Genomic DNA, 12,779 nt, shown 5'->3' with positions numbered 1-12,779 from the left:
TTTAAAGGGGATTTTTCGGAATGAACATTAATTTTAGAGGTGATTATATGAGTTCAAAAGAGTCACCAGAAGAAAAAAGAGAACGCATGAGACAAAGTGAATTGAAAAATAATCCTACCGGTTCTTTGAATGATGGACTCAACAGGGCGGAATCAGGTAGCCCCGCTGATATGACAGGTGGTATGAATTGGAAAGGTACAGGGATATTAATTTTAGTGCTAGTTTTAGGATATATTATATATAGTTACTTTTTCAGTTAAGGAAAGCTTGATGGAATTTAGATTTGCTTGATCTAATTATTAGTGAGAATAAAAAAAAAGGATTAAAGTCCCCCTGTATTACATATTTTCTTTAAACAGATTATAGTAATACGTAAATTTTTTTGCTCATAATAGAGCTAGCATAATGCTAGCTCTATTATTTTTTTGCCATATTCCTGTAACAAACCTCCTGTATATTCATTGGTGGAGGTGCAGAAGATGAAAAAAATGATAGCGATATGTCTTCTTACAACATTGTCACTTTCGACTTTAGTCGGGTGTGATGTAAAAGGTAATGATGCTTTACAAGAGTCTAAAATAAAGAAAGCGACGTATAAAGATTTTACTTACGATGTAAATCCTGAGACTTTTACGTTAACTGTAGAACATGATGGTGTAAAAGAACAGGCATCACAACCGTTACCAAAAATGAAGGTATCGAATTTGAAAAAAGACAAGGATCATACATCATGGGAATATCCGGATCAAAAAGTAAAAGTAAATTTAGAAAAGAAAAAAGACCACTTAAATATTGAAGTGGAATCGACTGGTGCAGAAAGTTTTACATGGCCAAAAGTGCAAGCTGAAAATTATACACTTCCGTTATGGGAAGGTAAGCAAATTCCGAGTAATGATGAGAATTGGAAGAAGTTTTTAAAGGATGATGCATATTCATTTGCTGAATCATTTTCTATGAAGTTTTTTGCATTAAATGGTTCTAAATATTCGATCGTATATATTGCGAACAATATGTTTAATAATGAATTGAAATTTCATTCAGATCCGAAAATAGGGTTTGATTTTACACATGAATTCCCGAGTATAAATAAAAATAAAACATATGGGTTTCAATTATATGTGACAAATAATGATGCAGTAAGTATCGCTAAACTGTATAAGGATAATATTGCTCGAAAAGGTGAATTTAAAACATTACAAGAAAAGGCAAGAAAAAATAAAGAAATCGAAAAACTTTACGGGGCAGCTCATTTTTACTTTTGGAATCAAAATGGTTTATCAGAAAGTAACGTGAATTGGCCGAAGCTAAGAGAGCAAATAAATAGCCCGGTGTTTAGCCATATAAAAGACCTTATTCAAAAGAATAGTTCAGAGCCTGGGGAATTGAATGTATTTGAGCAGGTGAGTAAACAAGACTTTATCGATAAGTACCAAAAAAATGTTGTTTTACGCTATACAAACGAAGTATTATCTATGAAGGAATTGTATAAAGAGGATATTTTCCCGAAAGTTAATCAGGAAGCTAGTGTGTTATTAAAGAAAGGTGTAGATCACTTATCGAAGACAGAGCTGTATAGCTTAAATAAACATTTATTAAAGTCAGTACTCGGTGATGCAGTTGAAGAAGTAAGTAAATGGGGTAAAGCAGATGGAGCGGATATAATAAAGGAAATGAAAAAAGTAGGGATAGACAAAGCGTGGATTGGTCTACCGAACTGGGAACAAGGATTTATGCAGCCTAATTTCGTTACAGAAGCTAAGGAAATGGGATATTTAGTTGGTCCGTATGATTCTTACCATTCTATTCACGAAAAAGGTGATAAAAATTGGAACACAGCTTCTTTTAATGACCCATCGTTATATGAAGAAGCCACTGTAACGAAGAAAAATGGTGAGAAAGTGCAAGGGTTTTTAGGGAGAGGCCGAAAATTAAATCCGACATTATCACTTCCTAGTGTAAAAGAACGAATGAACGATATATTACAAAATGGCCCTAAATATAATTCATGGTTTATTGATTGTGACGCGACGGGCGAAATTTATGATGATTATTCAACAAAACATTTAACGACACAAGAACAAGATTTACAAGCAAGATTAAAACGAATGGATTATATTGCACAAGAAAAAGGTATGGTAGTTGGCTCTGAGGGCGGAAATGATTTTGCAAGTAGTACGATTGCATTTGCTCATGGAATTGAAACACCAGTTATTAAGTGGGACGATGAAGATATGAGAAAAAATAAAACAAGCCCGTATTATGTCGGTGGATATTGGTCACCAAATCAAAATGTTCCAGAAAAATATGCAAAACAAGTACCGTTAAAAGAAGAATATAAGCAAGTATATTTAAATCCAGTATATTCGGTGCCATTATATAAACTAGTATACAATGATTCGGTTATTACAACGCACCACTGGGAATGGGGAAGTTTGAAAGTAAAAGATGAGGTAGGAAACCGAATGTTATATGAGTTATTGTATAATGTGCCTCCGTTGTACCATTTAGATGAAGTAGAGTGGAATAAGCATAAACAGGAAATTACGCAGCATCTGAAAGTTTGGAATGAAGTTCATGAAAAGGCAGTAAAAGAAGAAATGACGAACTTTGCATATCTGTCAGAAGATAAGCTAGTACAATCTACTTCATATGGAAAAGATATTAAAATCATTGTGAATTTCTCAAATAAAGATGTAGAAATAGAAAAAACGAAAATAAAAGCAAAGTCAGCTTTAATTAATAATAATGGGAAGCAAATGATATACACACCAAATGAGAAATAATAAAGTGAAACTTTAATCAGTGGGGGATTTATCCCTCACTGATTATTAGTCATCACCAATCAAGATGGTACGGCACAAACTTGACTCTTTATTCTTGCTAAATTGTGAGGTGAAAATCTTACTACCTGCAAATAACAGAATAATAAATATGTAAATTCGAATATTCCGAAGTGTTGGATTTTTTAAGTTGATAAATAGTGACTTGCCAAAAATAAGCACAAGAGTATAATGTGAAATGGAATACATGTTGGATTCATGAAGTAACCTTACAAAAATGTAAGGTAATTGAAAGGAAATTCAATATGAAGATTAATAGACTTACATTATACTAGGGAAAGAGAAAGAGAGGCGAATGGGTATGAGCTCTGAATTAGAACAAAATACGAGAAGCAATAAAAAACGTTCTAAACGAAAGTCAATAAAATGGTTCATTTTAATTCCATTTTTCCTACTTATTTTTGGAGGAGTAGGATATGGATCGTTTATATATAACAAAGCAAAAGCGGTTGTAAGTGATGCATATGCAAAAATTGATAAGTCATCAAAAAGGGACAAAGAAGTGGAACCTTTAAAGGATAATATTTCGATTTTAATCATGGGTGTAGACGGAAGTGAAATGAGAAAAAGCCAATACGGCGAAGCAGTTCGGACAGATGCACTTTTATTAGCGACAATTAATAAAGATGATAAATCCGTTAAATTAGTAAGTATTCCGCGTGATTCACGCGTTTATATTCCATCTAGAAAGAAATTAGATAAAATTACACACGCACACGTATTTGGCGGTGTTGAAAGTACAAGAGATACAGTGGAAAGATTTTTAAATGTTCCAGTTGATTATTATGTGAAGTTTAACTTTGAGTCATTTGTACAAATTGTAGATTCAATTGGTGGTATTGATATTGATGTACCGGTTACTTTCACAGAACAAGATAGTAAAGACCAAGCAGGTATGATCCATTTAGAAAAAGGTTACCAACATTTAAATGGTGAACAAGCCCTTGCACTTGCTAGAACGCGTAAAATTGACAGTGACGCAATGCGTGGTCAAAGGCAACAACTTGTAATTGAAGCAATTGCGAAAAAAGCAATGTCTGTTCAATCAATTAGTAAAATGGGCTCTTTACTTGATGCAGTGGATAACAACATGAAAACAAACTTAACGTTTGATGATATGCTTGCTATTACGAAAAATATGGCAGGATCAGATTTGCAAATGGAAAAGATGCAAATAGAAGGAACGGATAAACGTATTGGTGGTATTTATTATTACATTCCAAACGAAAAAAATGTGAAAGATATTTCGACTAAGTTAAATGAGCATTTAGGTGTTACACCAAAACCAACTCGAAATGAATAGTAAAAAAGATTGGCCTTTGCCAATCTTTTTTTATGGAAATATAGTTGTAACTTTTCTGTAACGATTTTTTATATTAGAAAAACTATACTCATATGTATGAGAATATTGGAGAGGCACATAGTATAAAAAATACTTAAAATTTGTAGTAAGGAAAGATATCATATGCAGAAATGGATAAGCATTTTGGGAATCATTTTTATATTGACTGGATGTAAAATGTCTGAAGCTCCAACAAGTTTAATGGGAGCTCCTGCAAATGAAAAGTGGATTAATGAATTAAAAGAGCAAATAGATAAAGATTTGCCACTTAATTATCGGTTGCTTACTCCAATGTCTAATAAAGATAAACAGATGATTTGGTCAATGGATTTTAAACAAGATAATAAGAAAGAAGCGATCGTATTTTATAAAGTACCGAATGAAGATCGGAGTATATATTTAGCGATTTATGCGGAAAGCAGCAATGGCTGGAAATTAAAGTCCACTCATACATTTGATGGTGAGAATATAGATATCGTTAAAGTCGGTGATTTTACAGGGAACGGAAAGCGAGAGTTATTAATTGGAATCTCTGTAAGTCGTGAATCTTTAGAACATGTAATGTATGTCTTTTCGGAAGAAAATGATGATATGAAGGAGATTTATAATCGGCAATATACGAAGTTATTTATAGAGGATTTAAATAAAAATGGCCTTAATGATATAAGCCTTGTTACTTATAAAAAAGATGAGCAATTAAAAGTTGAGTTCATTGAACAGTTTAACACTATGTCTGAAGTTACATTTGATCCATATATAAATAGTATTCAACGAATACAAATGGGACGTATTTCTAACAAGTCAAAGGCAGTTGTAATTGATGCAGGAGTTGGGGCTCATTCAGGTATAACATATGTAGCAAAATTTGATAAGGATCATTATGAGGGGCTACCTATAGACGGGAAAGAAGATTTATTCAATGATTATGTTGTGGAAAGTAAAGACGTTAATGAAGACGGCATTATTGAATTTGTTCGTACTGTGCGTCCAAAAGGTTGGGAGGAGGTATCGTACGGAGAGAGCACGATGTTTGAGCGTTATATACAGTGGAGTGAAGAGGGAATTAAACTGATAGAAGAAAGATATGTCAATATAGAGAAAGGTTATTTTGTCAAAATCCCTCAAGCGCTAATTGGAAAAATAACTGTCCCAGTTCAGCAAGAAGCACCGGATGTTCAAAAATTTATAGATGCAACTACAAATGAAACATGGCTTGAAGTCCATATTTTTAAGCGGAAAGAATGGTTCAAAATAAAAGGATACGAGGCAGCAGTTAAAACGGCTTCTCATGTATATGCAGTACCGAAGCAATCAAAATTTGAAAAGGTAAAAGCATATATAAAACCGCTAGCGGATTATCAACAAGAGTAGGGAGGTGGGAATTATGTCAACAATTTTAGTTTTAGAAGATGAAATACCAATCCGTAGCTTTATTGTCTTAAATTTGAAACGTGCTGGATTTTATGTATTAGAAGCTAGTAATGGAGAAGAAGCGTTACAGATTTTAAGTGAACATATTGTTGATGTAGCGTTACTTGATGTTATGTTACCAGGGATTGATGGTTTTCAAGTTTGTAAAGCTATCCGAGAAGAAAATAAAAAAATGGGTATTATTATGTTAACCGCACGTGTACAAGATGAAGATAAAGTACAAGGGTTAGGAATTGGTGCAGATGATTATATCGCAAAGCCGTTTAGTCCAGTAGAGTTAACTGCACGTATACAATCTTTATTAAGAAGAATAGAAGTACATGAAGAAAAAACGAATACAATCACGTCTGGTCCGTTTTCGTTAAATATTATAGAAGAAAGATTATATAAAGGTGGACAATTAGTTGATTTAACCCCTACAGAGTACATGATATTACAGTATTTAATGAATCAGGCTTCAAAGCCGGTCTCGCGTGATGAAATTCTAAATATGATTTGGGGAACCAATTACGTAGGCGAGACGAAAGTAGTCGATGTAAATATGAGACGATTACGTCAAAAGATAGAATGTAATCCGTCAGAACCAGAGTTTATCCATACTGTGTGGGGAAAAGGATATGTGTGGAAGGAAACTATAAGATGAGACGGAAAGTGACTTTATATTTTATGACGGTCATTACACTAATGCTTGTATTATTTGAAGTAGCATTTTCAGTTTCTATTTATCGATATTATTATAACGGCATTGTGCAATATGTTGAATCTCATGCAAAGACCAGTACACGTTTTTTCTCGGAATACAATTCACTATATTTTATTCGTTTGCAAGAATATAGCGGAGAAATAATTGAGAGTTTCCAATTAGAAGGAACGGAATTACAATTGATTGATCGTCACGGTACAATTATACAATCGTCAAGTGGGCAAAAGGTTGAAGGTAAAGTGAGTATTCCTTATTCTTTACTAGAGGGGGAAATGTATCACCAAGTTATTACTACGAAAGATAACGTGAAACAATTAGAAGTATTTAGTCCACTTATTCATCAAGGGCAAACTATCGGTGTTTTAAAATATACGACTGTTTTAACACATGTAAATGCAAAGATTATTGAAATTATTTTGTTTACTATTTCAGTTGGAATTGTCATTTCAGGTATCGTATTCTTAATCAGTAGACGATTGGCGAATTCGTTTGTGAAACCTATCGAATCTATTATTCATGCTTCTTCGCAAATTGCGGAAGGTACATTAAAGGAGCAAATTAAAGAGGATTATCCTGGTGAATTAGGTGAGTTAGCGCATAGTTTAAATTATATGGCCGATAAAATAGAAAAGGCTGAGCAAATGAAAAATGAATTTATTGCCTCTATTTCTCATGAAATACGAACACCTTTAACAGGAATTAAAGGGTGGAGTGAGACGTTAAAAACAGTAGATCATTTAACAGATGAAGAAGTAAAGGTAGGTATGGGAATTATTTCAGGTGAAACAGACCGATTGATTCATTTAGTAGAAGAGTTACTAGATTTTTCAAGATTGCAGTCAAATCATTTTAATTTATATAAACAAAAAGTGCAATTGTACGATATACTAGAAGAGACGATTTGGCAATTGACTCCTAAATCAGAAGAGAAACAGATTCATCTAGTTGCTAATTTAGAACGAGTAGAACTAGTAGGAGATCGAAATAGACTAAAACAAGTTTTTCTAAATATTATTCATAATGCTATTAAATATTCAAATGAAAAAAGTACAGTTTACATTGAAGCGACCAAAAGTGAAGGACAAGCCGTGATTAAGGTGACAGATCAAGGTATTGGAATTGCTAAAGAGCATCTACCATTTATAGAGCAGTCATTTTATCAGATTAATAACCATATTGAAGGCGCAGGCATTGGATTAGCTATTGTAAAAAAAATGGTGGAGCTTCATGGTGGTACGCTTAGTATTACAAGTAGAGAAAGTGTAGGAACAACAATTTTGATAAAACTCCCACTATAATTTATATAAAGTTTATATAGTGTAATAAAAATAAATAGATGTATAATTATATTGGGTGATTTATATATGAGATTAATAGGGAGAGGAATTCGATAGAATGGAAAAGGCTTTTAAAATTAAACGAGTTGCAGTTGTTTTAATAGCGATTGCAATAGTAGCTATTGGGTATTTCATGTTTCAATCTATTACTTCACCAGCAAAAGCTGTTGCGAAGCAAGAAAATATAGTGCAGCTTGCAAGTGAACAATCGAAAGTTGAAATGAATAAAACGGCGCCAAGTCGTTTTAACGGAATGGAAAGAAAAGTTGCTTATCTTACATTTGATGATGGGCCAGGGAAATATACGGCTGAATTATTAAATATGTTAAAACAGCATGATGCGAAGGCGACATTCTTTTTAATAGGAGCGAATGTAAAAGCGTTTCCTGATTTAGTAAAACGTGAAAATGCAGAGGGTCATTATGTTGGAATGCATAGTATGACACACAATTTTGCGAAGTTATATAAAAATGGCGAATATGTTAATGAAATGAAAGAAGATCAAGGCTTAATCGCAAACATTATTGGGAAAGCCCCTAAATTAACACGTCCTCCATACGGATCGATGCCTGGTTTAAATGAAGGTCTCCGAAATAAAGTAGTTGAGGATGGTTTAAAAGTGTGGGACTGGACAATTGATTCTTTAGACTGGAAATATAATAAAGTACCAGTTGATGCAGCAGCAGCGCAAATCGCTCAAAATGTATTAGCTGGTGCAACAAAACCGCAAGAAGTCATTTTAATGCATGACATTCACCCGCAATCAGTTGCTGCTGTGCCAGCAATTTTAAAGGGTCTAAAAGAAAAAGGTTATGAATTTGAAGCATATCATGAAGAGAGTCACTTCCCAGTGAACTTCTGGCATGATAACCGTATGTAATTGGAGGAATTGAAGTTGAAGTATGGAAAAGTAGCAGTTGTTGGAGCATTATCAGTAGGATTATTATCAGGTTGTTTCGGTGAAAAGCCAGAAGAAAATTTACATACGGCTTTTGAAGCAGCAGCGACACAAGAAAAATCTTTAGTTGAGGATACGAAAAAATTAGAGCAATTAGAAAAGCAAGGGCAAGAACTATATTCTCAAATTTTACAAGAAGGTAAAGAACATAATGAAGCAGTTACGAAGAAGATTGAGCAAGCTACTACAAATGTAGATGAGCGTGAAAAAGTATTGAAAAACGAGAGAGAACTGTTAGAAAAAGCTCAGAAGGAAACGAAATCGGTTCAAAGCAATATAGAGAAGCTTGAAGATAAGAAATTGCAAAAACAAGCAAAAGCAGTAGAAGAATCGTATAAAAATCGTTATGATGCCTTCCAAAAGATGAATGAGAATTACACGAAGGCGTTAGCGACTGAAAAAGAACTGTATGAAAAATTAAAAGTAAAAGAAACGAAGTTAAAAGAAATTGGTGAAAACGTTAAAACTGTTAATGAGTTAAATGTGGAAGCGCAAAAGGCGAAAGAACAATTTAATAAACATACAAAAGAGTATAATGATAATAAATTAGCATTTTATAAAGATGCACAAATTAAAATTAAAGAACAAAAATAAAGAAAGATCTTAATTATAATAAAAAGCCGGGGAAACATTGTCAAAAATGTTTTTTCGGTTTTTTACTTTAAATGAATAGAAAAGACTGGAATTGATATCATAAAAGAGTTATAGTGAAATATTCGAAGGGAAACATTGTAAAGTAAGGAGAAGGAATTATGTCATATGAATTTTTATTCAAATTAGGTTTAGCACTCTTTTTAGGATTATTCATCGGAATAGATAGGCAGCTAAAGAATAAACCGCTTGGTGTGAAAACAAGTATGGTTATTTCCGTAGCGAGTTGTTTAATTACAATGGTTTCAATTGAATCAGTGAATGTTTATTCTGTACCGGGTCATACAAACATGGATCCAATGCGTCTCGCCGCTCAAATTGTTAGTGGGATTGGTTTTCTTGGAGCAGGGGTAATTTTACGAAGAAATAATGACGTTATTTCAGGATTAACGACAGCCTCTATGGTATGGGCCGCTTCAGCACTAGGTATTGCGATTGGTGCAGGTTTTTATATACAAGCGACGGTTGCTATGATTTTAATTATATTAGCGATTAACGTACTTCCGCAAATTGTGAAAATTGCAGGCCCTTATTCATTAAGACAAAAGGACTTATCTATAAAAATTACCGTAAACAAACATCGAGAGTTAGACGGGATTTTTAAGCAAATTAAAAATTTAAATATGCAAGTGAAACGAGTGAAAATTAAAGATATTGATAATGGGGCATCTCAGCAATTGGAAATGGTCATTTTAGCTCCAGAAGATTTATATACAACTGAATTATATAGTTCTTTAAAAGAAATCGATCATGTTGTTTCAGTAGAAGTTGAAAGTAGATAAAAAGAGTGATGAAAATTCACTCTTTTTTTAATGCATACAAAACATTTTGCTATAATTATTTTCTAAGGGGGATGAGTATGGTGGAGATACATATTAGAAGGGCAATAAAAGATGATATTTCGGCAATTGCAAAAGTGCATGTGGATAGTTGGAAAACAACGTATAAGGGGATATTCTCTAATGGAATTTTAGACAATATAACGTATGACCAACGAGAAAAGCTATGGGAAAGTATATTTCAAAAAGAAGACGGGCATCAATTTAGGTTTGTAGCAGAAACGTTAAATGGTAAAATAATTGGATTTATCGATGGGGGAGTTGAAAGAACAGGTACATATAATTGTGATGGGGAATTATATGCAATATACATTTTACAAAAATATCAAGGAATGAAGATAGGACAAAGATTATTTCAAGCATTGCTATCGGAATGTAAAAAAGATAATATGCAATCTCTTTTAGTTTGGGTTGTTGCTAATAACCCTTCTAAAAAGTTTTATGAAAAATATAATCCGGAAAAAATTGACACGAAACTTTTAGAAAGACTAAATGTAGAAGAAATAGCATATGCTTGGCGAGATATGGATTGTTTATACAAATCACTATCAATCTAGAAAACGATAATGTTATTATGTAAACTTAATTTACGAGAATGAAAAAATACATCAATTATTATATTGGTGTATTTTTTTGTTGACGGATTGAATGTTTTGAAAAGGTGAAAAGTTTAGCTAGATAAAAAAATTCTGAAATATACCTTGAAATGATTATCATTATCAATTAAAATCATAGTTGATAATAAAATTCAACTGTCAGAAGTTTCACAAAAAAATGATAGTGTTCGTCTAAAAGAGGAGGAGCAGTATGCAGCATGCGAAACAAATCGCGGAACATGCAACAATACAAAGCTTTTTAAATTGTTATTTAAGAGAAACAGGAAGTGGAGAATGGATTACGGAGGATAAAAGGATAGAAAATATTTTCTGCCATTCATTTCAAAGAGACGCTACCCCCACTTATTTATGCTGTCGGTTATCGGCACAAAACGTTACTTTGTATGGGGAAGTTATATATAAATCGTCAACGGACCGTCATCTATTTGGAGAACAATTTTATTACCAAATTGGCGAAAATAAAAATGTTATTAAAGCAGATTATATTACGGTTATTATGTTTTTAATAAAGGAAATGTCTATTAACTATGGAGAAGGTACGAATCCTGATGAACTTATGCTTCGAGTTATCTGTAGTTGTCAAAATATTGAGAAGTTTATACAAGGAAGGGAGCAGGATGCAGCTGAATTATATGGTTTTCATACGACTTTTATAGAGGCGGAGCAATCTTTATTATTTGGACATTTAACTCATCCTACACCAAAGAGTAGACAAGGTATATTGGATTGGAAAAGTTCAATGTATTCTCCTGAATTAAAAGGGGAGTGCCAACTTCACTATTTTCGGGCACATAAAAGTATAGTAAGTGAAAAGTCATTGTTACAAGATTCTACAACGGCGATGATAAAAAAGGAATTAAAGAACGATGAAAAGGTAGGTCAAGAATTTATTGAAGAGTACTGTCAAGAAGATGAATATTCATTAATTCCAATCCATCCGCTACAAGCAGAATGGCTATTACATCAATCTTATGTGCAAAATTGGATGAATCAAGGTGTACTTGAATATATCGGTCCAGTAGGTAAGTGTTATATGGCGACATCATCACTTAGAACGCTATATCATCCTCATTCGAAGTATATGTTCAAGTTTTCATTCCCTGTAAAGGTCACGAATTCAATGCGTATTAATAAATTGAAGGAACTTGAGAGTGGACTTGAAGGTAAGGAAATATTGAATACTAAAATTGGAGAGGTGCTAGAAAAGTTTCCAGGATTTGATTTTATATGCGATCCGGCCTTTATTACTTTAAAATACGGGGCACAAGAGTCTGGATTTGAAGTGATTATTCGAGAAAACACATTTTATAGTGAAAATGAAAATGATGCAACGCTTATCGCTGGATTAGTACAAGATGCAATTCCGGGTGAAAGAACTCGTTTAGCAAATATTATCCACCGCTTAGCGGATTTAGAAGGTAGAAGCTGTGAAGAAGTAAGTTTAGAGTGGTTTAGACGATATATGAATATCTCTTTAAAGCCGATGGTATGGATGTATTTACGTTATGGCGTTGCATTAGAAGCGCATCAACAAAATAGTGTTGTTCAATTGAAAGATGGTTATCCAGTTAAGTTTTACTTCCGTGATAATCAAGGTTTTTATTTCTGCAATTCAATGAAGTCAGTGCTAGATAATGAACTAGCGGGTATTGGCGAACGTACTGGGAATTTATATGACGATTACATTGTAGATGAAAGATTTCGTTACTATTTAATTTTTAATCATATGTTTGGACTAATTAACGGTTTTGGTACAGCAGGATTAATAAAGGAGGAAATTCTTCTTTCGGAATTAAGGTCTGTACTTGAAGCGTTCCTTCCATATAACCGCGAACCTTCTACATTTTTAAGTGAATTGTTGGAAGAAAATAAATTGGCATGTAAAGCAAATTTGCTAACGAGATTTTTCGATGTTGATGAACTGACAAATCCTTTAGAGCAAGCAATTTATGTACAAGTAGATAATCCACTCGTTAGAGAAGTGGCTGTTCGTTCATAAGTAGTGCTAAAATTTCACGTAATACAAATAATGGAATTTGATATTCCGTATTATAGCGGAGG

At 33.2% G+C, this 12,779-nt stretch carries 11 protein-coding genes; all 11 read left to right on the top strand.

The annotated features are described in order from the left end of the window. Positions 1-47 precede the first annotated feature (47 nt). Positions 48-260 (top strand): DUF6366 family protein, encoded by a 213-nt coding sequence (locus B5P42_RS16140; protein WP_002031378.1) that lies wholly within the window; start codon positions 48-50, stop codon positions 258-260. Between the two features lie 219 nt (positions 261-479). Continuing rightward, positions 480-2,783 (top strand): glycoside hydrolase, encoded by a 2,304-nt coding sequence (locus tag B5P42_RS16135; RefSeq protein WP_113734651.1) that lies wholly within the window; start codon positions 480-482, stop codon positions 2,781-2,783. A gap of 358 nt (positions 2,784-3,141) precedes the next feature. Continuing rightward, positions 3,142-4,143 (top strand): LCP family protein, encoded by a 1,002-nt coding sequence (locus tag B5P42_RS16130; RefSeq protein WP_113734682.1) that lies wholly within the window; start codon positions 3,142-3,144, stop codon positions 4,141-4,143. Between the two features lie 162 nt (positions 4,144-4,305). Next, on the top strand, positions 4,306-5,553 hold the full coding sequence (locus B5P42_RS16125) for a hypothetical protein (RefSeq protein ID WP_113734650.1): 1,248 nt from the start codon (positions 4,306-4,308) through the stop codon (positions 5,551-5,553). Between the two features lie 13 nt (positions 5,554-5,566). Next, positions 5,567-6,256 carry a response regulator transcription factor gene (locus tag B5P42_RS16120; RefSeq protein WP_113734649.1) on the top strand — a complete coding sequence of 230 codons (690 nt, stop codon included), beginning with the start codon at positions 5,567-5,569 and terminating at the stop codon, positions 6,254-6,256. Continuing rightward, positions 6,253-7,614, top strand: a complete 1,362-nt coding sequence (locus B5P42_RS16115) for a sensor histidine kinase (RefSeq protein WP_088032586.1) — start codon at positions 6,253-6,255, stop codon at positions 7,612-7,614. The genes B5P42_RS16120 and B5P42_RS16115 overlap by 4 nt, the downstream gene beginning before the upstream one ends. Positions 7,615-7,711: 97 nt before the next feature. Beyond that, positions 7,712-8,533 (top strand): peptidoglycan-N-acetylglucosamine deacetylase, encoded by an 822-nt coding sequence (locus B5P42_RS16110; RefSeq protein ID WP_088032587.1) that lies wholly within the window; start codon positions 7,712-7,714, stop codon positions 8,531-8,533. A gap of 15 nt (positions 8,534-8,548) precedes the next feature. Beyond that, positions 8,549-9,205: a YkyA family protein gene (locus tag B5P42_RS16105; RefSeq protein WP_113734648.1), complete on the top strand. Its 657-nt coding sequence runs from the start codon at positions 8,549-8,551 to the stop codon at positions 9,203-9,205. Positions 9,206-9,363: 158 nt separating this feature from the next. Beyond that, entirely contained in the window at positions 9,364-10,044 is a 681-nt protein-coding gene (locus B5P42_RS16100; protein ID WP_002012374.1) for an MgtC/SapB family protein, read from the top strand. Between the two features lie 77 nt (positions 10,045-10,121). Further along, positions 10,122-10,658: a GNAT family N-acetyltransferase gene (locus B5P42_RS16095; RefSeq protein WP_088032589.1), complete on the top strand. Its 537-nt coding sequence runs from the start codon at positions 10,122-10,124 to the stop codon at positions 10,656-10,658. A gap of 250 nt (positions 10,659-10,908) precedes the next feature. Further along, a complete protein-coding gene (locus B5P42_RS16090) occupies positions 10,909-12,717 on the top strand; it encodes an IucA/IucC family protein (protein WP_113734647.1) in 1,809 nt (602 codons plus the stop codon). The last annotated feature ends 62 nt before the right edge of the window (positions 12,718-12,779 follow it).

The organism is Bacillus sp. SRB_331 (assembly GCF_003264175.1).
Taxonomy (GTDB): Bacteria; Bacillota; Bacilli; order Bacillales; family Bacillaceae_G; genus Bacillus_A; species Bacillus_A mycoides.
Note: the sequence above shows the minus strand (reverse complement) of the source record. Positions and strands in the feature narration are given on the sequence as shown.

Excerpts from the sequence above, each read along its gene's own strand:
- B5P42_RS16100 (WP_002012374.1), top strand. The coding sequence starts at position 9,364 with ATGTCATATGAATTTTTATTCAAATTAGGTTTAGCACTCTTTTTAGGA.
- B5P42_RS16120 (WP_113734649.1), top strand. The coding sequence starts at position 5,567 with ATGTCAACAATTTTAGTTTTAGAAGATGAAATACCAATCCGTAGCTTT.
- B5P42_RS16140 (WP_002031378.1), top strand. The coding sequence starts at position 48 with ATGAGTTCAAAAGAGTCACCAGAAGAAAAAAGAGAACGCATGAGACAA.
- B5P42_RS16090 (WP_113734647.1), top strand. The coding sequence starts at position 10,909 with ATGCAGCATGCGAAACAAATCGCGGAACATGCAACAATACAAAGCTTT.
- B5P42_RS16095 (WP_088032589.1), top strand. The coding sequence starts at position 10,122 with ATGGTGGAGATACATATTAGAAGGGCAATAAAAGATGATATTTCGGCA.
- B5P42_RS16135 (WP_113734651.1), top strand. The coding sequence starts at position 480 with ATGAAAAAAATGATAGCGATATGTCTTCTTACAACATTGTCACTTTCG.
- B5P42_RS16125 (WP_113734650.1), top strand. The coding sequence starts at position 4,306 with ATGCAGAAATGGATAAGCATTTTGGGAATCATTTTTATATTGACTGGA.
- B5P42_RS16130 (WP_113734682.1), top strand. The coding sequence starts at position 3,142 with ATGAGCTCTGAATTAGAACAAAATACGAGAAGCAATAAAAAACGTTCT.
- B5P42_RS16115 (WP_088032586.1), top strand. The coding sequence starts at position 6,253 with ATGAGACGGAAAGTGACTTTATATTTTATGACGGTCATTACACTAATG.
- B5P42_RS16110 (WP_088032587.1), top strand. The coding sequence starts at position 7,712 with ATGGAAAAGGCTTTTAAAATTAAACGAGTTGCAGTTGTTTTAATAGCG.